This is a genomic window from Allotabrizicola aquatica (SeqCode), from assembly GCF_965194375.1.
GTDB lineage: Bacteria > Pseudomonadota > Alphaproteobacteria > Rhodobacterales > Rhodobacteraceae > Tabrizicola_A > Tabrizicola_A aquatica.
In genome coordinates this window covers 416,247-438,455 of record NZ_CBDAEL010000001.1, presented here as the reverse complement: position 1 = coordinate 438,455, position 22,209 = coordinate 416,247, and the positions used below count along the sequence as shown (strand labels likewise).

Sequence of the window (22,209 nt, the reverse complement as noted above, 5' to 3'; positions counted from 1 at the left end):
CCTTGCGAAAACCGCATCCGCTCCAGATGCGCACGGGCTTGACCCCCGCCCCCGCTTGGGGCAGGTGAAACCCATGCTGATCTACAAGATCTTCCGCCGCCCCGAATGGGATGCCTTCCGCACCGCAGGCCAGACCCGCGGCGCGCCCGTTGATCTGGCCGATGGCTTCATCCATTTCTCCACCGCCGCCCAAGTGGTCGAGACGGCCGCGAAATGGTTTGCCAGCGACAGCGATCTGGTGCTCGTCGCCTTCGAGGCCAATACCCTCGGCCCGGCCCTGAAATGGGAGCCGTCGCGCGGCGGGGCGCTCTTCCCGCATCTGTACCGCGCGCTTAGCCTGTCCGAAGTGGTCTGGGACAAATCCCTGCCGCTGGGTGCAGCGGGCCACATCTTCCCCGAGGGCGTAATTTGACCCCGACCGAACGCCTGGGCCTTGCTCTTCTGCACCGCTTTGATCCCGAACGCGCCCATGGCCTGTCGCTTCTGGCGCTGCGGGCGGGCCTTGCCCCCCGGCCCGGCCCCCTCAGCTCCAGCCGGTTGGCGACGACGCTCACCGGTCTCACCCTGCCCAACCCGATCGGCCTTGCAGCCGGGTACGACAAGAACGCCACTGCGCTCGGCGCCTTGGTGCAATCGGGCTTTGGCTTTGTCGAGGTCGGCGCGGCCACCCCGCTGCCGCAACCGGGCAACCCCAAGCCCCGGCTCTTTCGCCTGACCGAAGACCGCGCGGTGATCAACCGCTTTGGCTTTAACAATGAAGGCGCCGAGGCGATCGCGGCCCGGCTCGCGGCGCATCCGCGCGGCGCAGTGCCGGTGGGTCTGAACCTTGGGGCCAACAAAACCAGCACCGACCGCGCCGCCGATTTCGCCCGCGTGCTGGCGGTCTGCGGCCCGCATGTTGACTTTGCCACGGTGAATGTCTCCTCGCCCAACACCGAAAAACTGCGCGATCTGCAAGGCCCGGCAGCCCTGTCGGCCCTGCTGCAAGGCGTCATGGAAACCCGCGCGGGCCTAGCCCGCCCGATCCCGATCTTCCTGAAAATCGCGCCTGATCTGAATACGGATGAGCTGGCGCAACTGGCCGAGGTGGCTCTGGCTTCAGGCATAGATGCGGTGATCGCCACCAACACCACCCTGTCGCGCACGGGTCTAGCGTCTTCCCACCGCGATGAGGCGGGCGGGCTTTCTGGCGCGCCGCTCTTTGAGAAATCCACCCGCGTCCTTGCCCAACTCTCGCATCTGACGAACGGCAAACTGCCGCTGATCGGCGTCGGCGGCATCTCAAATGCTGATGAGGCCTATGCCAAGATCCGCGCCGGGGCCTCGGCAGTGCAGCTTTACTCGGCACTCGTCTATGGCGGGCTGTCCCTCGTCACCGACATTGCCCGCGGGCTCGATGCGCTTCTGGCTCGCGACGGCCATGCCTCCCTTTCCGCCGCCGTGGGCACCAATCGCGGCATCTGGATCTAATCTTCTCTTCCCGCCTTCAATGCGGCCCCAATATCCTCGGGGGGTGAGACGCAAAGCGTCGAGGGGGGCAGACGGCCCCCCTTTCCCCGGGCCACGAAGGGCGCTACATCCAATCCCAAGTCACAGGGGAGATGGGCCATGGCCGAGGACGGGTTGAACAGCTACATGACAGGGCCGGATGAGGCTGGGCGTTTTGGCCAGTTTGGCGGGCGGTTTGTGTCTGAAACCCTGATGCCGCTGATCCTCGACCTTGAGGCGCGCTATGAGCATGCCAAGACCGACCCGACCTTCTGGGCCGAGATGGACTATCTGTGGAAGCACTACGTCGGCCGTCCCTCGCCGCTTTACCTTGCCGAACGGGTGACCGCCCATCTTGGCGGTGCCAAGGTCTATATGAAGCGTGACGAGCTGAACCACACCGGCGCGCACAAGATCAACAATGTGCTGGGTCAGATCATCCTCGCCCGCCGCATGGGAAAAACCCGCATTATCGCCGAAACCGGCGCGGGCCAGCACGGCGTGGCCACCGCCACGGTCTGCGCCAAGTTCGGGTTGCAGTGCATCGTCTACATGGGCGCGCATGACGTCGAACGTCAGGCCCCGAACGTGTTTCGGATGAAGCTTCTCGGCGCCGAGGTGATCCCCGTCACCTCTGGCCGTGGCACGCTGAAAGACGCGATGAATGATGCCTTGCGCGATTGGGTCACCAATGTGCGCGACACCTTCTATTGCATCGGCACGGTGGCCGGTCCGCACCCCTATCCGGCCATGGTGCGCGACTTCCAGTCGATCATCGGCAAAGAGGTGCGCTGGCAGATGGAAGAGCACGAAGGCAAGGGCCGCCTGCCCGATACCGTCGTGGCCGCCATTGGTGGCGGGTCGAACGCCATGGGCTTGTTCTACCCCTTCCTCGATGATCCGTCGGTGAACATCATCGGCGTCGAGGCGGGCGGCAAAGGCGTGGACGACCGGATGCAGCATTGCGCCAGCCTGACCGGTGGGCGTCCGGGCGTGTTGCATGGCAACCGGACCTATCTTCTGCAAGACCCGGACGGCCAGATTCTGGAAGGCTTCTCGATCTCGGCCGGTCTTGATTATCCCGGCATCGGGCCTGAACACTCGTGGCTGCATGATATTGGCCGGGCGAAATACGTCTCGATCACCGATGCCGAAGCGCTGGAGGCGTTCCAGCTGTGCTGCAAGCTGGAAGGCATCATCCCCGCGCTGGAGCCAAGCCATGCTTTGGCCCATGTGATGAAGATCGCGCCGACTCTGCCCAAGGACCATATCATCGTGATGAACATGTGCGGGCGTGGCGACAAAGACATCTTCACGGTTGCAAAACACCTTGGCGTGGACATGAAGGTCTAACGCCAGCCGAGCAACTGCTTGATTTTGCTGATAAACATTTGTTTATCTGCCTTTATTCTGCCACAATCGCCCCACGCAAACCTTCGAAAGATGGTATTGTGGGGGCGGTCCTGTCTTCGTGAATTCACCCGGCGAATCATTTTCATCCAGCCGGGCGTTGAGGCAACGAGTTGGAGAATGGATTGTGGAAAAAGATCTTTTGTTAAAGCGCCTGCTGATGCGGGCCGGTGTTTCGGTTCTTGCGGGTTTGCTTATGTCCACGGCCGTGCTGGCCCAAGACGTGACGGCCGATGCAGGCGATACCCCTGATGCGTCCATCGGAATCGACGTTGGTGATCCGGGGGACGGCGATCAGGGGGATGGCGATCAGGGCGATGGCGATCCTGATATGTCCATCGACCCCAATGATCCGGGTCTTGACGGCAGCGACATCGGCACTGACGGCGGCGCCGTTGCAGACGGCGATACCGGCGGTGACGGTGGCCCGGTGGCAGACCGCGAAGGGGAAACCGGCGAAGGCTCTGATCCCGATGTCTCGATGCAATTCGGCACCGAGATTGATGCACCTGTCGAAGCGACCTTCGATCTCACGGACCCGCCAGAACCCATCGTCGACATGGAACCCGTCATGGATCTCGCCATAGATCTTGGCCCGCTGGCACAGTCCGGATCGGGGGATACTGGCCAAAAGTCGCAAGAAAATGACCGCGATTACGGCGACCGCGGTGAAGCAAACAGCCATTTGCTTCGGCAGGTCAAATAGCCACGCGGCTCCGGCCCGCACTCCCACGCAGGCCGGAGCCTTTCCTTCGTTGATGTGCCCAAGCCGCCAGACCGGCGGCACAACTTGGGCCGGAGACATGACATGTTGCGCATCACTGCCATGATGACCTTGCTGCTCGCCACCCTCGCAGGCCCGGCTCTTGCCGACACGAAGGGCAAGAGGGCTACGGCCCAAACGCCCTCGGAGCAGATTCTCTCGATCTTGACCAATCGCGGCTACCGTATCCTTGAAGATGAACGAACGTGGCTTGGCCGTCAGCGCATCATCGCCGAAAGGGATGGCACCCGCCGCGAGTTGGTGTTCCACCCCGGCACGGGCGAAATCCTGCGCGACTATTCGGTTCGGATCGAGATGGCCGGAACGCTGCACGGGTCTGGGGACGGCGGCGGTGCTGGTGCCACGCAGCCCAGCGTCGGCGTCGCGGCAAGCCCGGGCCAGAGCGAGACCTTTGGCAGCGCGCCCGGGCTGAGCGTCAGCGAATCCTTCGGGGATATGACCGGGTTCTCTGCCGGGCAGGCGCAAGAATGATCCGCCCTACCACCCAAGCCATAGGTCGCGCCGCATGACCCGCCTTGCTGCATTCGGGCTTTTGCTCCTCATGCAAGCGCTTTGCGCCTTGGTTTTCGTGCTGGATATCCTCCTGTCCGCCCTAGGCATTTACCCGGCGCCCTTGTCGTGGAGCACGCGAGAGCTGTTGGAAATCGGGGCGGGACTTGGCCTGTTTCTTGGCCTGATCCTTGGCACCATTCTGGTCTTTCGGGCCGTGCGCGATCTGAACCGCGCCGAAGCCCGGCTTGACCGCGCCTCCGCCGCCTTTGTCGATCTGTTGAATGCCCGGTTCGACCAATGGGGGCTGACCGCTGCCGAACGCGATGTCGCACTCTTTGCGATTAAGGGGCTGTCGGTGAGCGAGATGGCGCGGCTGCGGGAAACCTCGGAAGGCACGATCAAGGCCCAGACCGCCGCGATCTACCGCAAGGCCAATGTCACTGGCCGCCCACAGCTTTTGTCTCTGTTCATCGAAGATCTGATGGGCGCTGACCGCAGCAATCCCGCCGATATCGAATCAGCTGCGTAACGCTCCGCCTTTGTAGGTGTCGCACGCCTCAGACCACAGCCCTGTGCAGGTTCGACCTATGGCGGCCTTGTTCAGACCAAGGTCTTAAACTGCAGTTTAGCCGCATGCTCCAACTGGCCTAAACCGCCGCTCCTAAACCCTGCGCCGATTTCCTGTCTGACCCATCCGGTGCCTTCTGATCTGGCCGAGGCTGACAGGACTGGTCGGGACAGATCCCGCCACCCCCCCTGTCAGCCTCACGCACCAAACCCAGCGCCTTTGCGCAGATTTCGCCAGCGATGGCCCAAACAGGAGATTTAAGATGAAACGCATTTTCGCACTTGCCGCGATGTTCGCCCTTCCCGCCAGCGTCGGCTTTGCCGCGATTGACACTGACGGGTTGATCAGCCGCTTTCAAGGCGATGGCTATACCACCATCGAAGTGACACGGGGCATCAACGAAACCAAGGTTGAGGCCATTCGCAACAACGAAAAGGTGGAAGTGGTCTATGACAACGCCACCGGCTCGGTTCTCGAAACCGAATTTGGCACGCCCGATGCCGATGACGACATCCGCCCCGGGGTGACCGTGCGTGACCGCAATCGCGACTTCGTGCGGGATGAAGATGACCGCGATGATGATCAGGATGACGATCAAGATGATGATCGCGACGATGATCAGGATGACGACAACGGCAGCGATGACGACGGTGGCGATGATAATGGCGGCGATGACGACGGTGGCGACGACAACGGCGGCGATGACAACGGCAGCGACGACAATGGCAGCGATGACAACGGTGGCGATGACAACGGTGGCGACGACAACGGTGGCGATGACGATGGCGGCGACGATGACGGTGGCGATGACAACGGCGGTGATGACAATGGCGGCGATGACGACTGACCAACGTCAGCCGCATTGCGCTTGACGGCTGGCGGGATGTCGGCCCGGGCTTGCCGGGCCGACAATTCTTTGAAATGATAGAAGCCTATTATGAAAAACGCCCATTTGATGAAGCGCAGATCATTCCTGCTTTTGACCTCGGCCGCAGCCGCGTCTGTGGCCTTCCCCGCGCATGCTGACTACGTGAACAGCGTGCGCGATCAGCTGCGCCAACAGGGCTACCGGCAGATCTCCGTCAGCTCGACCATGCTCGGCCGCACCCGGATCGTTGCAAAGTCTAAGACCGGCACCCGTGAGATCATCATGAACCCCCGCACCGGAGAGATCCTGCGCGACCTGTGGTCATCGGCCCAAGGAAGCAGCGGGCCCTCTATTGTCGGCAGTGACGCCGATGATCCCGATGATGGTCAGGACGACGACAGTGACGACAATCGCGATGACGACGCCGATGACGATGGGGATGACGATGGCGGCAAAGGTCGTGGGCGTGGCGGCGACGACGGGGATAACGATGGCGACGGGGGTGATGGTGACAGCGATGGCGACGGGGGCGGTGATGACTGACCTTGTCCTTGCCAGGTTGCCGGGCTGATGCGCAAGCAAGCGGTCCTTGCCGCCGTCTTGTTGGTTCAAGTCCTGTCGGCGGTGTTCTTCGTGGCCGACATTGCCTCATCCTATGTCGGGCTTTGGTCAGCCCCGCTGAGCTGGGAAATGCGCGAGTATCTCGAACTCTCCGCCGCCACCGGTCTGACGCTCGGGGTTGGGTTCGGCATCTGGGTGCTGCGCCGCACGATGCGCGAACGCAATCTAGCCCAAGAGCGGCTCCGCCGCGCCTCGGGGGCCTTCATGAACCTTTTGGACGAACGCTTTGGCGAATGGGGCCTGACCCCGGCAGAAAAGGATGTGGCGCTCTTCGCGATCAAGGGGCTGGCCACCGCCGAAATCGCCGTTTTGCGCGCCACATCGGAAGGCACCGTCAAGGCACAGACCAACGCCATCTACCGCAAGGCCGGCGTCAGCGGCCGATCACAGCTTTTGTCGCTGTTCATCGAGGACCTGATGCGCGACGAGGGCGTGTTGCGACCGGCGAGTGCGGATCAGTCAGTGGCGTAAAGCCGCAAGACCTCGAGTGGCACCACCTTCAGCGTCTCGACATGGGTTGCCGCCAGATGCACCTTCGGCGCCGCCCCCTCCTCGTGCGCCTGCAAGAAGCGGCCCGCGCAGAGGCACCAACTGTCGCCCGGTTTCAGCCCGACAAACCCGTATTCCGGGCGCGGCGTAGACAGGTCATTTCCGAGGTATTTCGACAAGGCCAGAAACTCGGCTGTCATCACAGCGCAGACCGTGTGCATGCCGCGATCTTCGGGGCCGGTGTCGCAGCAGCCATTGCGGAAGAACCCGGTCACCGGGCTGGTCGAGCACGACAAGAGCGTCCCCCCCAGAACATTCACCGACGCTTCACGCATGTCTCTCTCCCTGCCCCAGTATCTTCCCGGCTGGCCTCGCCACCGGGACAAACATAGGGTGTCCGCATGAAAGGCCAAGATACACTATAGGGGTGCAAGGTGGATAGGATCATCATTCTGGCGATTTTGATTGCTCTGGCCGTCCCAGCGTCGATCATCTTGCTTTTGGGGCAGCTTGCGGGGCTCAAGGCCCGCGTGGTCAGCTTTGCCGGGCTTGGGCTGTTGCTTGCCTGATTGCACCGTTGGATCGGGCGGCACGATTGGCGATGCGGCACACAGATCTTGCACAAGGGTTGACTTGCTGGGCCAAAACCCCCATGTGCACCTCAGCCCACCCATCCCGTCCCGCGTGAGGACCAGGGGATGCCGGGCAAGGTTCCCCCTTCACGCAAGGTAACCCCTCCTGCACGGCCTGCCCGCAAGACGCGGTGGGGCGAGTGTCGGTTGCCTTTTGTTGAACGGACGACCCCATGACCACTTTTGCCGATCTCGGCCTTTCCCCTTCGATCCTGAAGGCGTTGGAAAAGACCAATCTGAAAACCCCGACGCCCATTCAGGCGCAGGCCATTCCCCATATCATGAAAGGCGCCGACCTGATGGGTCTGGCGCAAACCGGCACCGGCAAGACGGCGGCTTTTGGCCTGCCCTTGCTGCACCGCATCCTTGACCTTGGCCACCCGCCGGGGCCGAAACACGTCCGCGCGCTGATCCTTGCGCCGACGCGTGAGCTGATCATCCAGATCAAAGACAATCTTGAGGTGTTCACCAAGGGCACCGCCGTAAAGGTCACCATGGTGGTGGGCGGCGCGTCGGTTTTCAAACAGGCCCAAGCCCTGTCGCGCGGCACCGATGTGCTGGTCGCCACCCCCGGCCGCCTGATCGACCATTTGGAACAAGGCAACGTCAGCCTTGAAAAGTGCGGCTATCTCGTCTTGGACGAGGCGGATCACATGCTGGATATGGGCTTTATCCATTCCTTGCGCAAAATCGCCAAGCATATCCCGCAGCGTCGCCAGACCCTGCTGTTCTCGGCCACCATGCCCAAGGATATTGAGGAAATCGCCGACACCTACCTGCACAACCCGGTGCGCGTGCAGGTCTCGACCCCTGGCAAGCCGATCGAAAAGATCGTGCAGGGCGTGCATTACATACCGATGGGCGACAAGGCCAAGCTTCTGGAAGAATATCTCCGCAAGCACCCGACCGAACAGGCGTTGGTCTTTGGCCGCACCAAGCACGGGTCAGAAAAGCTGATGAAACTGCTGGTGTCTTGGGGCTTTAAAGCCGGTTCCATCCACGGCAACAAAAGCCAAAACCAGCGCGAGCGCACGCTTTCCGAATTCAAGGCGGGTGAGCTGGATGTGCTTGTCGCCACCGACGTGGCCGCCCGCGGGATTGATATTCCGACCGTTCGCCACGTCTATAACTATGACATGCCGAATGTGCCGGAAAACTATGTCCACCGCATCGGCCGCACCGCGCGTGCCGGGGCCGAAGGCACTGCCGTGGCCTTCTGCGCGCCCGCCGAGATGGACGAATTGCGCGCCATCGAAAAGGTGCTGAAAAAGCCGATCCCGGTTCTGGGTGGTGCGCCTTGGTCGGCTGAAATGGTGGCCGCAGCCCCGAAACCGGGACAGAACCGTGGCCAGCGCCCCGGTGGTGGCCGCACCGGTGGGCAGAAAAAGGGCAGCCAACCGCCTGTTTCCAAAGCCGCAGGCCCGCGCCCCGCATCGAAACCCGGCGCCCGGCCGCAAGGTCGCCCCGCCGGCGGTGGCCAGCCGCCGCGCCGCGATGGCGCGCGTCCGAAGCCGCGTCAGGCCTAAGCCGACCGCGACAACATCTGCAAAGGCCGGGGTCCCCCCCGGCCTATTGCGCCTCTTCTTCAAGGTTCAGCTTCATCTCAAGCAGCACCTGCTGCAGCGCCAGCGTTTCGCGCAGCAATCGCTTGGCCTCATTGATCGAGATTTTCCCATCGCTGATCGCCATGTTGTACTCGCTCATCAACAGCGCAAAGCGCTGCGCCAGCGCCACGACATCCTGATTGACCCCGCTTGAGGCCGCATTGCGCTTGTCCGCGTCATAAGACAGCGTGATCCCCCGCAGATCGGCCAAGGCCGAAGTCACATTCGGAAACCGGGACGCGCCTTCGAGTTGCGCCACCACATCGACAGGCATGAACCGATCACCGTGCTCGTCATTGTCCGAGTAATAGCGGCCAAGCGTCGCCTTCGATTTGCCGGTGATCTCACAGGCCGCCTCGATGCCCACATCCTTGACCAGAGCCTCACAATGCTTTTTCAAATAGCTGGCAACACTCATATCAAAACCTTTGCAGTACAAATCTGGACAGGATCCGGGGAATTCAGAACCTCTTTTCCCATTAATGGGCTGGTAACGGTTTGTCATGAATAAAGGTGTTCCGGCAAGCCCGGAACAGTAGCGAGTGGCCAGCGCCCCCAGCGCTGGCATAGGTGGGGGTCTGCCGTGCTGTTGCTCTTTTAAAGGGTGGCTTTGGTGTGTGTTCGTCATGGCCGCGCGGTAGACCCTTCAGCATCTTGAAAGGTTGCCTCTCCAAAGCCCAGTTTAGGGCGAGACGATCGGCTGAAGGGGCGCCGCGCGCCTCCACCTTCTTTCGCGCTCTGGCCGCTGTGGCGGCCCGCTCCTCCAGCCCTTAGGCTTCCCCTTGCGCGCGAGGCGCGGCCTGCGGTAAACCGCGCTATGGCCAAGCTCTACTTCAACTATTCCACCATGAACGCGGGAAAATCGACGCTCCTGTTGCAGGCGGCGCATAACTACCGCGAAGGGGGGATGGACACCTATCTCATCACCGCGCAGTTCGACAACCGCGCCGGCGAGGGCCGGATCGCCAGCCGCATTGGCATTGGGGAGCCTGCCGATACCTTTGCGCCCGATGACGACATGTTCGCCAAGCTGGAGGCCCGTTTTGCCGAGGGCAAAATCGCCTGCGTGTTCATCGACGAGGCGCAGTTCCTGTCGAAAGCGCAGGTTTGGCAATTGGCCCGCGCCGTGGATGATCTGGGCGTGCCGGTGATGTGCTATGGCCTGCGGGTGGATTTCCGTGGCGCTCTCTTTCCCGGATCGGCCGCACTGTTGGCTTGGGCGGACGAAATGCGCGAGGTGCGCACCATCTGCCACTGCGGGAAAAAGGCCACGATGGTGATGCGCAAGGGCCCCGATGGCCGCCCGCTGAAAGACGGCGAGCAGGTGGTGATCGGCGGCAATGAGACCTATCAAAGCCTGTGCCGCCGCCATTGGCGGCAAGCGGTTGGCGCTTAGGCCTCTTCGGCCTTGGCGCGCAGCGCAATCAGCGTGCCCGCCGCTACGATCAGAACCATGCCCAAAACCGCCAGCGGCTCCAGCCCCTTGCCCCAGATGACCCATGTCCAAAAGGCACTGGCCGGCAGGATGACATATTCCAGCACCGAGGCCCGGCTGGCATCGGTGATCTGATAGGCGCGGATCATGAAGCCCACGCCAATCAGGCTGCCTGCCGCTTGCACGAAGGTCCAGAAATAGAACTCACCTGAGGCCCAAACCGGCCCGCGCTGTAAGAACCCGTCGGGCCCGACCGGCACCTCCAACGGAAACAGCGTCAAGGCCACCATGCCAACCGCCCCGATGATCCCCAGCGCGCCGAAGAACCCGGCCAAAAGCGTCTGCGCGCTTTCCGCGCCGCACCATTCGCGGGTGGCGATATTGCCCAATGCATACAGCGCTCCGGCAAGGATCGGCAACAAGGCTGCCATCGATGCGCCGCCCAGCGCCTCGGGTCCCAAGACAAGAATGACCCCGACAAAGCCCAAGGCCACCGCCATCACCTGCACTGGCCCGATCGCGTGGCCATAGGCGAAGCGTGAGATCAAGAGGACCCAGATTGGCGCGGTGAAAAGCCCCGCCGCGACCAGCGCCACATCCAGAAACGCCAACGCCCCGAAATAAATCACCATGGCCGAGCCGTGAATGGCCGAGCGTGCGACCACCGCCCGCCAACTGCGCGGTTTCACACGAAAGCCCCAGATTGCCACGCCAAGGCCCAAAAGCACCGCCGTCATGCACGACCGGGTGAAGTGGAACTGCCACAGCCCCGCCTCTTCGGCGATCACGCGCACGTAATTGTCGGTGAACCCGATGACAAAGGCGTAGACGGAAATCAGCCCTGCGGCCATCAGCGTTCGGTCTTTGGTCGCAGTCATCGGCTGATCCTTCGCATTTCACCTTCACATCTGCGACGATCCTTCGCAAACTGCCCGCCGAAAAGCGACACATCGCGACATTCCGGGGGACAAGATGGGCTGGCTGGCGGATGAAACCGGACTTGGGAAGACTGCGGCGAATTTTGTGGCGCTGACGCCCCTGTCGCATCTGCGCCGCGCGGCGGATGTGTTTGCGAACCGCACCGCCGTGGTGTGGAAGTCCACCCGGCTGAGCTATGCCGATTATGCCGCGCGCGTCGGCCAACTGGCCAGCGCATTGGCCGGGCGCGGCATTCGCCCCGGCGATGTGGTGGCCACGCTGCTGCCAAACATCCCCGCCCAAGCCGAGGCGCATTTCGGCGTGCCGGCCTGCGGGGCGGTGTTGAACACGATCAACACAAGGCTGGATGCCGACACCGTGGCCTATATCTTTGGCCATGCGGGGGCAAAGATTGTGCTGTGCGACACGGCGTTTCTGCCGCTTGCGCAAGAGGCGATCCGCCGGATGGAAGGCACTGCCCCCGAGATCATCGAGGTGGTGGACCATGGCTTTACCGCCTCAGGCGCCTATCTGACTTATGAAGCGCTTTTGGTCAAGGGCGACCCGTCAGCGCCTTGGATCATGCCCGAGGATGAGTGGGAATCCATTGCGATCAACTACACCTCCGGCACCACTGGGCGACCCAAGGGCGTGGTTTACCACCACCGCGGGTCCTATCTGGCCACCACCGCCAATGCGCTGGGTTGGCGAATGCAGCTCTTCCCGGTGTACCTGACCATCGTGCCGCTTTTTCACTGCAATGGCTGGTGTCACACGTGGATGATGCCGATGATGGGCGGCACGTTGGTCTGCTGTCGCGACATCACGGCGAAGGCGATCTATGATGCCATCGCCGATGAAGGTGTCACCCATTTCGGCGGCGCGCCGATTGTTCTGAACACAGTCATCAACTGCAAACCCGAAGAGCGCCGCGCGTTTTCCCATGTGGTTGAGGTGTTTACCGCCGGGGCCCCGCCCCCGGCTGCCACGCTTGCCGCCTTTGAACCCTTGGGCTTCAATGTCACCCAAGTCTACGGCCTGACCGAAACCTATGGGCCTGCCACCGAATGCCTCTGGCAGCCCGAGTGGGACGACACCACCGGCGACGACCGCGCCGCGCTGAAGGCGCGCACCGGGGTGGCGATGGCCATGCTGGAAGGGGCCGAGGTGCATGACAGCCACGGCACCCCCGTGCCGCACGACGCCATCCACTTGGGCGAGATCGCCATGCGCGGCAATCTGGTGATGAAGGGCTATTACAAGAACCCCACCGCCACCGTCGAGGCCTTCAAGGGCGGCTGGTTCCGATCAGGCGATATCGCGTTCCAGCACCCCGATGGATACTTGAAAATCACCGACCGGGCGAAAGACATCATCATTTCGGGCGGCGAGAATGTCAGTTCGGTCGAGGTGGAGGGGGCGCTGATGCACCACCCGGCCGTCAGCCTGTGCGCCGTAGTGGCCAAGCCCGATGACAAATGGGGCGAGGTGCCGTGCGCCTTTGTCGAGTTGAAGCCGGGCGCAACCGCCACCGAAGCCGATCTCATCGCCCATTGCCGCACGCGTCTGGCCGGGTTCAAGACGCCCAAACATGTGGTCTTTACCGAGCTTCCCAAAACCTCGACCGGGAAGATCCAGAAGTTTGAACTGCGCGCCGTGGCCAAGCTGATGTCGTGATCAGTAGATGTAACGAATCTGTTCGGTCCAATAGCGTTCGATCCGCTTCAGCGCGGTGTTCATCTGGTCCATGCCCGCGGCATCGACAAGCCCGCGCTTGACCAGCCCTTCGGCGTGGCGGGCGAAAAGATCTGACAGTTGCGCCCGAACCCGGCGGCCCTTTTCGGTCAACCGCACCCGCACTGACCGGCGGTCAATCTCAGACCGTTGGTGGTGCATATAGCCCAGTTCCACCAGTTTTTTCAGATTATAGGACACGTTCGAGCCCTGATAATACCCGCGCGATTTCAGCTCGCCCGCGGTGACCTCATTCTCGCCGATGTTGAACAGCAACAGCGCCTGAACCGAGTTGATCTCCAAAAGCGAAAGCCGCTCAAACTCATCCTTGATGACGTCCAGCAAAAGCCGGTGCAGCCGTTCCACCAGCGCGAGGTTGTCCAGATAGCCCAGCATCATGGCCTTTTGTGAGCCATCCAGAACCGGGGAATGAATTGACATGTCTGCCTCCAAATCCACATGAATTTGGGGCAGACTGCGCACAAAACGCAAACATAACGTAAACTCGCGCGGGTTTCGTCGCGAATTCTCGGGACTTCTCAGCGGCCAAGCCGAGTGCGGGCAAAGGCCCCTATTTCGGCGATCAGGGCCGCAAACTCTTGCGGTGCGGGGTTCTGGCCCAGAACCCAAGGCAGAAGATCCTGATCGTTTTCATTCAAAAGCCGATCATAAAGCGCGAGTGTCGGCGCATCCATTGTGCCCAGATGGGCATCAGCATAGGGGCCCAGCACCAGATCCATCTCTTTGGTGCCACGCCGCCATGACCGCATCGCCATACGTTTCAGCCCTGCCTCAGCCGTTTCCATGCCCAACCCCGCTTGCACCAAATCTGTCCCAAGCCTATGACAGCGCCGAACCCTTCAGCCCCGGAGCCCGCTCATGGCCTTCCTGTCCGATACCCTCGCCCGTGTCAAACCCTCGCCCACCATCGCCGTCACCACCAAGGCGGCCGAGTTGAAGGCACAGGGCCGCGATATCATTGGTTTGGGCGCGGGCGAGCCGGACTTTGACACGCCGGAAAACATCCGCGCGGCGGCCAAGCGCGCGATTGATGAGGGCAAGACGCGCTATACCCCGGTGGATGGTATCCCCGAGCTGAAAAAGGCGATCTGCGTCAAGTTTGAACGCGAAAACGGTCTGAAATACGCGCCGAACCAGATCACCGTTGGCACTGGCGGCAAGCAGATTCTGTACAACGCCCTGATGGCCACCTGTAACCCGGGCGATGAGGTGATCATCCCCGCGCCCTATTGGGTGTCTTACCCCGATATGGTGCTTTTGGCAGGCGGTACCCCGGTAGCGGTGGAATGTGGCATTGAACATGATTTCAAACTGACCCCAGCACAGCTTGAGGCGGCGATCACGCCCAAAACCAAATGGTTCATCTTCAACTCGCCCTCGAACCCCACGGGCGCAGGCTATACGCGAGCCGAGTTGAATGCGCTTTGTGATGTGCTGATGCGCCACCCCCATGTCTGGATCATGTCGGATGACATGTATGAACACCTTGTGTTCGACGATTTCGAATTCACCACACCGGCACAAGTGGAACCCGGCCTGTATGACCGCACCCTCACCTGCAACGGCGTGTCAAAGTCTTACGCCATGACCGGCTGGCGGATTGGCTATGCCGGCGGCCCGGTGCACCTCATTAAGGCGATGGGCACGATCCAGTCGCAGTCCACCTCGAACCCCTCCTCGGTGTCGCAATATGCGGCCCTTGAGGCCCTGACCGGCCCACAAGATTTCCTTGCCCCGAACCGCAAGCTGTTCCAGCGCCGCCGCGATCTGGTGGTGTCGATGCTGAACGCCGCCAAAGGCGTTACCTGCCCCAAGCCTGAGGGCGCGTTCTATGTCTATCCCGACATTGCAGGCTGCATCGGCAAGACATCAGCAGGCGGCACCAAGATCACCGATGATGAGGCCTTTGCCAGCGCGCTTCTAGAGGAAACCGGGGTTGCCGTGGTCTTTGGCGCGGCCTTTGGCCTTTCGCCGAACTTCCGCGTCAGCTACGCTACGGCCGACAGCGTATTGGAAGATGCGTGCAAGCGCATCCAGACCTTTTGTGCGGGCTTGAAATAAGGGGCGCCATGTCGGGCGATTTGCCAGACTATTATTTTCGGGTCCGCGAAAACGGCGCGGTGGTGTTTCGGGTTGATACCGAAAACCGCCAGCGCCGTATCGACATGGAAGAGATTGCCACCGTCAACATCAACAACGGCAAGATCAAACCGCATGGCGACCGCCCGCTCAGCCCCGAAGAGATTGCGCTGATCGAGGGCTGGATCACCGAACGCCAAGCCGTTTTGGCCGCGCGCGATGTCGATGACATCCTGCGCGCGATTGACCATATGAACTTCACCACGCAATGGGCGCAGTCAAAGGCCAGCGATGACGCGCTTGAGGCCGTCACGGACCCCTTGTTGATGGCCATGCATGACCTGCGCAGTGTCCTGATCCGCAAGAAGGCAGATCGGTTGATGAAGGACGAGGCGGCGGAGTAGCTCGCGCCTATGCCTTCGGCAGCCGCAACCAAAACCGCGCCATCAGGCTGATCGCCGCCATCGCCAGCCCCACCACCAACCCCAGCCACAGCCCGACCGGGCCAAAGCCCAAGGGGAAGGCCAGCGCATAGCTGGCGGGAATGCCGATCAGCCAATAGCTGACCGAGGCCAGCACCATCGGCACCTTGGTATCTTGCGCTCCGGCCAAGAGGCCAAGCGCCATCACCTGCATGCCATCAGCCAGTTGAAACAGCGCCGCACAGGCCAAAAGCGCGGTTCCCGTAACGATGATCGTGGCACTGGCCGGATCGTCGGGGTTCAGGAACGGCCAGATCAGCGCCTCGGGAGCCAAAAGGAACAGGCAGACCGTCAGCATCGCCATGCCAAACGACAGCGCGATGCCGGTTAGTGCACCTTGGCGCAAGGCGGTCCAATCCGCCGCGCCATAGGCATGCCCGCCCCGCACTGTCACCGCGTTAGACAGTCCCACATGCACCATGAACGCGAGCGCCGTGATCTCCAGCGCAATGCCATGGGCGGCAAGCTCGGTGGTGCCGATCCAGCCCATCATCAGCGCCGAGGCTTGGAAGAGCCCGCTTTCAGCCAGCCCGGTCAGGCCCATCGGCCACCCCAGCCGAAACACCGCGCGAAAGCCCGGCCAATCCGGCCGCCAAAAGCGTTGGAAGAGACTATACTTCGCCAATGCGGGCAAAAGGGCGGCGTAAAGCACAATCAGCCCCAGCGACACGATCTGCACCGTCACGGTGGCAAGGGCCGAGCCCGCCACACCCAACTCAGGCGCTCCCAAATTGCCGAAGATCAAGGCCCAGTTCAGCAGGACATTCAACGGCACCGCTGCCACCGTGACCCACAGCACGACCTGCGTGCGCTCCAGGGCTGAGAGATAACTTTTCAGCACCATCACCAAAAGCGCGGGGCACATGCCAAGCCCGGCAATCCGCAGGTATTGCTGCGCCAGTGCCGAGACCTCTTCCTCTTGGCCCAAGGCCAAGAGAATGGGTCCAGACCACCAGAACACCGGATAGGTCAGCGCCGAAAATAGGATCGACAGCCACAGCCCCATCCGCGCCACACGGCGCACCTGCCGCTCATCGCCTTGGGAATTCGCCGAGGCGACCATGGGCATCACCGCCTTGGCGAAACCCGACCCCAAAACGAAGATCGTGAAAAAGCTGGACGCGCCCAAGACCCCCGCCGCCAAGGGCAGAACCCCATACCAGCCCAGCATGACGGTATCGGTCAAATGCAGGACGAACTGCGCCACATGGCTGCCGATCAAGGGCAGACCCAAGGTCAGGGTAGCGCGGGCATGAAAGAGATAGGGGGAAATCTTGTGCATCTGCCTGATCTATCGGCAGAACCGCCCCCCGGCAAGCACCCTGCGCGGCGAGGATGGCCCGCCTTTCAGGCTAAAGCGCGGCGGTCAACAGCGACAGGGCCGCCACAGCAACGACCAAGCCCGCGATGATCTCGAACCACGGCAAGAAGCGCGTGGCACCCTGTCCGGGCAGGCTGGCCAAGGCGCCCTCGCGCGCCCAGACCGCCATGGCGGCGACACCGATGGTCACCATGGCGGTGCCAAGCCCCATGGCGAAGGTGCCTATGATGCCAGCGCTGCCAATGCCAAGCTGCCATGTCAGGATCAACAGAAACAAGGCCCCCGAGCAGGGGCGCATTGCGATGCCTGCGACAAGGGCCAGCGTGTCGCGCCAGCCGGTCAGGTGCTGCACCTCCACCACCGTTGGGCCATGTGCGTGGCCGCAAGTGTCACAAACCGCGCCGTGGCTGTGCGGGGCGTGCGCATGGTCATGATGGGCGTGGCCGTGTCGATGGACGTGGTGATGGGCGTGCCGCGCCCCCCCTTGCGCCCGCAAGCCAACCACCCCGCGCCACACGAGCCACAGCCCAACCCCAGCCACCATAAGCGTGCCCAAGGGGGCCATCACCTCTTCGGCCAGCCCTTCCGCCTCGCTGCGGCCAAGCCCCAACAAAGCCACCACCGCATAAACCAGCCCCACCGCCACCGCGGCCTGCGCCAGCGACGAGGCCAGCGCGACCCCGGCAAGCCGCCCAAAGGGCACCCGCCGCGCCATGCCATAGCCGCCGATCACCAGCTTGCCATGGCCCGGCCCCGCGGCGTGCAGAAACCCATAAGCAAAGCACACCGACAACAGGCCCAAAACCGCCCCCGGCTGCCCGCTTTTGATCGCCCGCACCGCCCCCGCAAGCGCGTTTTGCACCTGCCGCTGTTGCTCCAACACCCACGCCTGCAAGGGGCCAAACCCGCCCAGCAGCCACACAAGCCCCAAACCCAGAGCCAGCACCGCCCCCGCCGCCATCACCGCACGCGACATGTTACCCACCACAGCTGACCCGCGCCTCCTCGGCATAGGCGGCCCCGACAGCCGGGAAATCCGCCTCGGCCGCCTCATCGCCCGCAAATTCAGCCAAGGCCTCTTGCAGGATCTGGTCGGCTGCCTCGCGGTCGGGTTCATAAATGTCGACGGTGCAATCGTCGCGACCGGTCACGGTGGCATCTGCAACGGTATAGGCCGTGTAAAACCCCGGATCGTAAGACTGCACCAAAAGCGGCCCCGCCCCCAGATCCACCAGCGTATCAAAACGACGGAAATGGGTCGAGATCAGCTTGCCGCCCTCATAGGCCACGGTCCAATCCATCGGGCGCGACAGCGCAAGCGGCGCGGCGTCCAAAAGCGCATAAGTGTCGCCCTGAAACTCGGGCTGCCAGCCCATGTCGAACCCGTTCATCTGCACCAGTTCCTCGGACGTCAACACGCCGTCAAAATCGGGATCGAGCCCGCGTTCGGCAACAAGGGTCAGCGAGAAGAACTCGTCATAGGTCCAACGCACCCGCACACCCTCGGCGCGGCCATCGGCGGCAAAGACCACCTCAAGGGCGGCGTCGATGAAGATATGCGGATGGGCGAGCACCGGCGCAGGCGAGGCCAGCGCCGCAAGAACCGCCATACCTGCCCAGACCGCCCGCATCCTGCCACCCGTGTTCCGGCTTTGGCCAAGGCATACCATGGGCCAAGCCGGGGCGGAAAGATCGCAGGTCACGCGGGGCGCGAAAAGCCGCGCATGGGGGCTCGCCGCAGGCGGGCTATTTGATCTTCTTGCCTGCGATGGTGGTGCCATCCTTGGCTTGGCCCGAGTTCGCCGTGGCCAAGACCTTGGGGGTCTCTTTCTTTGGCTTTTTGGCCTCTTTGTTGCCTTTGTTCTTTTCCTTGGACATGTCGCGCTTCCTGTCTGTGCCGGGAAAGCTGCCAAGGGTGCCGGGCGGGCACGCAAGACATCAGGGGCGGGCCGCAAGATGTGCGGGGCGGAGCCTGTAGCGTCAAGATGGGGGTTCGGGCAGGGGAAGACAAGCGCCGCGCGGGTTGCGTTGGTCACTTGGAATTCGCGACAACGGTTCAACCCGCGCCCCTTTGCCCGGAATCAAGGCGCGAATGCGCCGCCGGGCCGCGCCCGACCTCCCCCCGGGAGGGCGCGTTTGCAACGGTTGCCAGCAGAAATTCTGGGGAAGAACTGGAACCATAAAGCGCCTAGAACCAGCGTCGGTGCGCCGTCCCAAGGTCGGGCGCGGCCCTATGGTGTGATTGGCGCACAATGAATGCGCGGTCAACGGCCGGCTGGAACCTACCGTTGCCTTTTTTCTCATAACCACAAAGCTCTGTGCGCTTCTCCGGTCTGATAGAATTGCCTTACGAGCTTAACGAATTTTCTGAAGTCTGAGTTTTGCTCGACTAATCTATTCACGGTGCCCCAATCAATCGCATTTCTATCGGCTGCAGGCAGTAGTATCTGGCTTTCACCTGGATTTATGGTATCAAATCTAATCAACCCAATACCGTGTAATGATGACAGAATTCGAAGTTCATTCAGGGTCTGACCACCTTGTATCTCCGTTGCGACCAAGTAACCTTGGTCCGCCCAAGATGAGTTGCTAACGGCTTGAAAGAAGGTTTCACGAACGTTCGAACCATTGATGTGCAGCTTGAGCTCGAAAGACCAAAGCCGAGTCTTAGTTTCCGCCATCTCCTTTACCGTATCCGCTACATCTCGATCCCACCCGCGAGAAAGGTCTTCAAGAGCAACAATATCTGGGAAGAGCCAACGATTGCCATTTTGACCACGATTGTTCACAGATCGTTTTTCATCAATCCGCAAACTCAAGAGAGAGAACTCATTCCACAAATACTCACAAAAAACCGGATAGAGATCTGACTCACGCTGCCCAGTCATCGAAACTTCTAACGATTTGGCATCATTAGAAATTGCTTGATTCGGTTGAGGAGTTGATCCTGCTTCATCCTCAAGGGACTTATTCGAAAAATAATACTTTCGAGGGCGCTCTTCGGTTGTTCGAACCTGAAATCTTGCCTCAAGTGCGGGCCTTTGAGCCCCGATTTCAGCAACGATCTGCTGGGCCATTGCATCATCTGAGTCTAGCGCAATCTTTTTTGCAGTACTAGCTGAACGCTTGTTCTGAGTGGCGCTTGGGTAAGTCTCCATGATCCAAAGCGCAATCTCTCTGGCTGTAAATCGCTGTTCTGGATGCGCTTTCAAAAGTTCGGGAACAAATTTAGTTATGCTGAATTTATCACTCATCAAACATCCAACTCCTCCACAAACCTCGCATTTTCCTGAATATACTGGAACCGCAGTTCCGGCTTCTTGCCCATCAACCGCTCCACCAGATCGCCGGTCATGCCCGGCTCATCATCGTCGATCGACACGCGGATCAGCTTGCGGGTCAGGGGGTTCATCGTGGTGTCTTTCAGGTCCTTGGCATCCATCTCGCCCAGCCCCTTAAACCGCTGCACGTCGATCTTGCCCTTGCCGCCAAGACCCTTTTTCAGCCAGATCTCTTTCTCGGCATCATCGGCCACATAAAGCCGCTTGGCCCCTTGGGTCAGCCGATAGAGCGGCGGGCAGGCGAGATAGAGATGGCCCTTGTCGATCATCGGGCGCATCTGGGTGAAGAAAAAGGTCATCAGCAAGCTGGCAATGTGCGCTCCGTCGACGTCGGCGTCGGTCATGATGATGATCTTGTCATAGCGCAGATCATCCACCTTGAAACGGGTGCCCATCTGCACGCCCAACGCCTCGCAGATGTCGCGGATTTCGGCGTTGTCGCCGATCTTGTTCGAGGCTGCGCCAAGCACGTTCAGGATTTTACCCCGCAACGGCAGCAAAGCCTGCGTCTCGCGGTTGCGCGCCGCCTTGGCCGAGCCCCCGGCGCTGTCACCTTCGACGAGGAACAGCTCTGTTCCTTCCCGGTTCTTGGCGCTGCAATCGGCCAGCTTGCCCGGGAGTCGCAGCTTTTTCGTCGCCGTCTTGCGCTGGGTTTCCTTTTCTTGGCGGCGCTTCAGCCGTTCTTCGGCGCGCAGCACCAGAAAATCCATGATCGCGCCAGCCGATTTCGGATCACTCACCAGCCAGTTGTCAAAGTGGTCGCGCACCGCGTTTTCGACCCATTTCGCGGCCTCTTCGGTGGCCAGACGGTCCTTGGTTTGGCCCACAAACTGCGGCTCACGGATGAAAACCGAAATCAGCGCACAGCCGCCGGTCAGCATATCATCGCGGGTGATCAGCTCGGCCTTGCGGTTCTTTGACAGCTCACCGTAAGCTTTGATGCCCTTCAGGATCGCCGACCAAAAGCCAAACTCATGCGTGCCGCCTTCCGGGGTGGGGACGGTGTTGGTGTAAGACTGGATAAACCCATCGCGCACGGGCGACCAGTTGATCGCCCATTCCACCGACCCCGGCACCCCGAACTTTTCTTGAAAACCCACTTTGCCGGCAAAGGGCCGGTCGGCATAGGTCGTGGTTTTCTCGAGCGTGTCCGACAGATAGTCGGCCAGACCACCGGGGAAGTGGAAGGTGGCCTCCATCGGCATATCGCCGTCAGGAATCTGCGATTTCCAGCGAATCTCGACGCCCGAGAAGAGATAGGCCTTGGACCGCGCCATTTTCATCAGGCGGCTGGGCTTGAACTGGTGGCTGCCGAAAATCTGCGCGTCGGGGTGGAAGGTCACCGTGGTGCCGCGCCGGTTCGGGGCCGCGCCGATCTTTTCAATCGGGCCAAGCGGCTTGCCGCGCGAAAAGCTTTGCTGGAACAGCTCTTTGTTCTTGGCAACCTCAACCACCATCAGATCCGACAGCGCGTTCACAACCGAGGAGCCAACGCCATGCAGACCGCCCGAGGTTTCATACGCCTTGCCGTTGAACTTGCCGCCCGAATGCAGCGTGCACAGGATCACCTCCAGCGCCGATTTGTCTGGAAACTTCGGGTGGGGATCGACCGGGATGCCGCGCCCGTTGTCGCGGATGGTCAGGGACCCGTCCACGTTCAACTCCACCTCGATGCGGCTGGCATGGCCCGCCACCGCCTCGTCCATCGAGTTGTCCAGAATCTCGGCCGCCAAATGGTGATAGGCGCGCTCATCAATCCCGCCGATATACATGCCGGGGCGCAGGCGAACGGCCTCTAACGGCTCCAACACCTCGATGCTGCTGGCGTCGTAGATTTGGTCCTTGGCGGACAAAAGGTCACTGGGCATCGGGCTGCTCTTTTTCTGGGTCAGCCAGCATTAGACCATTTTGCGGGGGGTGTC

At 61.5% G+C, this 22,209-nt stretch carries 26 protein-coding genes; 15 read left to right on the top strand and 11 right to left on the bottom strand.

Annotated features, from left to right (window positions below; all coding sequences use genetic code 11):
- Positions 1-73: 73 nt before the first annotated feature.
- From AC72UB_RS02150 to AC72UB_RS02110, 9 genes are all read left to right on the top strand, one after another.
- Entirely contained in the window at positions 74-412 is a 339-nt protein-coding gene (locus AC72UB_RS02150) for a DUF952 domain-containing protein (RefSeq protein WP_505188306.1), read from the top strand.
- A complete protein-coding gene (locus AC72UB_RS02145) occupies positions 409-1,470 on the top strand; it encodes a quinone-dependent dihydroorotate dehydrogenase (RefSeq protein WP_505188305.1) in 1,062 nt (353 codons plus the stop codon). Before AC72UB_RS02150 ends, AC72UB_RS02145 begins: the two co-directional genes overlap by 4 nt.
- Before the next feature lie 138 nt (positions 1,471-1,608).
- Entirely contained in the window at positions 1,609-2,841 is a 1,233-nt protein-coding gene (gene trpB / locus AC72UB_RS02140; protein ID WP_505188304.1) for a tryptophan synthase subunit beta, read from the top strand.
- 184 nt (positions 2,842-3,025) lie between these two features.
- On the top strand, positions 3,026-3,604 hold the full coding sequence (locus AC72UB_RS02135) for a hypothetical protein (protein WP_505188303.1): 579 nt from the start codon (positions 3,026-3,028) through the stop codon (positions 3,602-3,604).
- A gap of 102 nt (positions 3,605-3,706) precedes the next feature.
- Positions 3,707-4,153 carry a PepSY domain-containing protein gene (locus AC72UB_RS02130; RefSeq protein WP_505188302.1) on the top strand — a complete coding sequence of 149 codons (447 nt, stop codon included), beginning with the start codon at positions 3,707-3,709 and terminating at the stop codon, positions 4,151-4,153.
- A gap of 34 nt (positions 4,154-4,187) precedes the next feature.
- Positions 4,188-4,703: a helix-turn-helix transcriptional regulator gene (locus tag AC72UB_RS02125; protein WP_463288873.1), complete on the top strand. Its 516-nt coding sequence runs from the start codon at positions 4,188-4,190 to the stop codon at positions 4,701-4,703.
- Positions 4,704-5,004: 301 nt separating this feature from the next.
- Complete coding sequence (locus tag AC72UB_RS02120) at positions 5,005-5,589, top strand: PepSY domain-containing protein (protein ID WP_505188301.1); 585 nt, start codon at positions 5,005-5,007, stop codon at positions 5,587-5,589.
- A gap of 108 nt (positions 5,590-5,697) precedes the next feature.
- Positions 5,698-6,153, top strand: a complete 456-nt coding sequence (locus tag AC72UB_RS02115) for a hypothetical protein (RefSeq protein WP_505188300.1) — start codon at positions 5,698-5,700, stop codon at positions 6,151-6,153.
- Between the two features lie 27 nt (positions 6,154-6,180).
- Positions 6,181-6,702: a helix-turn-helix transcriptional regulator gene (locus AC72UB_RS02110; protein WP_463288870.1), complete on the top strand. Its 522-nt coding sequence runs from the start codon at positions 6,181-6,183 to the stop codon at positions 6,700-6,702.
- On the opposite strand, the gene AC72UB_RS02105 is transcribed toward AC72UB_RS02110, so the two are convergent.
- The gene (locus tag AC72UB_RS02105) at positions 6,687-7,055 is read right to left on the bottom strand and encodes a DUF2237 family protein (protein ID WP_463288869.1); all 369 of its coding nucleotides are present in this window, start codon (positions 7,053-7,055) and stop codon (positions 6,687-6,689) included. The genes AC72UB_RS02110 and AC72UB_RS02105 overlap by 16 nt on opposite strands.
- A 99-nt stretch (positions 7,056-7,154) precedes the next feature.
- Between AC72UB_RS02105 and AC72UB_RS02100 the strand changes: the two genes are divergently transcribed.
- Both AC72UB_RS02100 and AC72UB_RS02095 read left to right on the top strand, forming a co-directional pair.
- Positions 7,155-7,289, top strand: a complete 135-nt coding sequence (locus AC72UB_RS02100; protein WP_505188299.1) for a hypothetical protein — start codon at positions 7,155-7,157, stop codon at positions 7,287-7,289.
- A 236-nt stretch (positions 7,290-7,525) separates the two neighbouring features.
- Positions 7,526-8,878, top strand: a complete 1,353-nt coding sequence (locus AC72UB_RS02095) for a DEAD/DEAH box helicase (protein WP_463288867.1) — start codon at positions 7,526-7,528, stop codon at positions 8,876-8,878.
- Positions 8,879-8,921: 43 nt separating this feature from the next.
- Here AC72UB_RS02095 and AC72UB_RS02090 read toward each other — a convergent pair whose 3' ends face one another.
- Positions 8,922-9,374 (bottom strand): hypothetical protein, encoded by a 453-nt coding sequence (locus AC72UB_RS02090; protein WP_505188298.1) that lies wholly within the window; start codon positions 9,372-9,374, stop codon positions 8,922-8,924.
- A gap of 399 nt (positions 9,375-9,773) precedes the next feature.
- Here AC72UB_RS02090 and AC72UB_RS02085 point away from each other — a divergent pair, with 399 nt between their 5' ends.
- Positions 9,774-10,352 carry a thymidine kinase gene (locus tag AC72UB_RS02085; RefSeq protein ID WP_505188297.1) on the top strand — a complete coding sequence of 193 codons (579 nt, stop codon included), beginning with the start codon at positions 9,774-9,776 and terminating at the stop codon, positions 10,350-10,352.
- Here the strand turns inward: AC72UB_RS02085 and AC72UB_RS02080 are convergent.
- On the bottom strand, positions 10,349-11,269 hold the full coding sequence (locus AC72UB_RS02080; protein ID WP_505188296.1) for a DMT family transporter: 921 nt from the start codon (positions 11,267-11,269) through the stop codon (positions 10,349-10,351). The two genes, AC72UB_RS02085 and AC72UB_RS02080, sit on opposite strands and share 4 nt — an antisense overlap.
- A 94-nt stretch (positions 11,270-11,363) precedes the next feature.
- Between AC72UB_RS02080 and AC72UB_RS02075 the strand changes: the two genes are divergently transcribed.
- The gene (locus tag AC72UB_RS02075; protein WP_505188295.1) at positions 11,364-12,986 is read left to right on the top strand and encodes an AMP-binding protein; all 1,623 of its coding nucleotides are present in this window, start codon (positions 11,364-11,366) and stop codon (positions 12,984-12,986) included.
- Here the strand turns inward: AC72UB_RS02075 and AC72UB_RS02070 are convergent, their stop codons facing one another.
- A complete protein-coding gene (locus AC72UB_RS02070) occupies positions 12,987-13,484 on the bottom strand; it encodes a MarR family winged helix-turn-helix transcriptional regulator (RefSeq protein ID WP_505188294.1) in 498 nt (165 codons plus the stop codon).
- A 98-nt stretch (positions 13,485-13,582) separates the two neighbouring features.
- A complete protein-coding gene (locus AC72UB_RS02065) occupies positions 13,583-13,849 on the bottom strand; it encodes a succinate dehydrogenase assembly factor 2 (protein WP_463288861.1) in 267 nt (88 codons plus the stop codon).
- Positions 13,850-13,922: 73 nt separating this feature from the next.
- Here AC72UB_RS02065 and AC72UB_RS02060 point away from each other — a divergent pair, with 73 nt between their 5' ends.
- Entirely contained in the window at positions 13,923-15,125 is a 1,203-nt protein-coding gene (locus AC72UB_RS02060) for a pyridoxal phosphate-dependent aminotransferase (RefSeq protein ID WP_505188293.1), read from the top strand.
- A gap of 8 nt (positions 15,126-15,133) precedes the next feature.
- On the top strand, positions 15,134-15,547 hold the full coding sequence (locus tag AC72UB_RS02055) for a hypothetical protein (RefSeq protein WP_505188292.1): 414 nt from the start codon (positions 15,134-15,136) through the stop codon (positions 15,545-15,547).
- Between the two features lie 7 nt (positions 15,548-15,554).
- Here the strand turns inward: AC72UB_RS02055 and AC72UB_RS02050 are convergent, their stop codons facing one another.
- From AC72UB_RS02050 to parE, 6 genes are all read right to left on the bottom strand, one after another.
- Complete coding sequence (locus AC72UB_RS02050) at positions 15,555-16,907, bottom strand: MATE family efflux transporter (RefSeq protein WP_505188291.1); 1,353 nt, start codon at positions 16,905-16,907, stop codon at positions 15,555-15,557.
- A gap of 70 nt (positions 16,908-16,977) precedes the next feature.
- Positions 16,978-17,922: a nickel/cobalt transporter gene (locus AC72UB_RS02045; protein WP_505188290.1), complete on the bottom strand. Its 945-nt coding sequence runs from the start codon at positions 17,920-17,922 to the stop codon at positions 16,978-16,980.
- A 1-nt stretch (position 17,923) separates the two neighbouring features.
- Positions 17,924-18,577, bottom strand: a complete 654-nt coding sequence (locus tag AC72UB_RS02040; RefSeq protein ID WP_505188289.1) for a DUF1007 family protein — start codon at positions 18,575-18,577, stop codon at positions 17,924-17,926.
- A 115-nt stretch (positions 18,578-18,692) separates the two neighbouring features.
- Positions 18,693-18,824: a hypothetical protein gene (locus AC72UB_RS02035; protein ID WP_463288854.1), complete on the bottom strand. Its 132-nt coding sequence runs from the start codon at positions 18,822-18,824 to the stop codon at positions 18,693-18,695.
- 422 nt (positions 18,825-19,246) lie between these two features.
- Positions 19,247-20,200: a COG2958 family protein gene (locus AC72UB_RS02030; RefSeq protein WP_505188288.1), complete on the bottom strand. Its 954-nt coding sequence runs from the start codon at positions 20,198-20,200 to the stop codon at positions 19,247-19,249.
- The gene (gene parE / locus AC72UB_RS02025; protein WP_505188287.1) at positions 20,200-22,155 is read right to left on the bottom strand and encodes a DNA topoisomerase IV subunit B; all 1,956 of its coding nucleotides are present in this window, start codon (positions 22,153-22,155) and stop codon (positions 20,200-20,202) included. Before parE ends, AC72UB_RS02030 begins: the two co-directional genes overlap by 1 nt.
- Between the last annotated feature and the right edge of the window lie 54 nt (positions 22,156-22,209).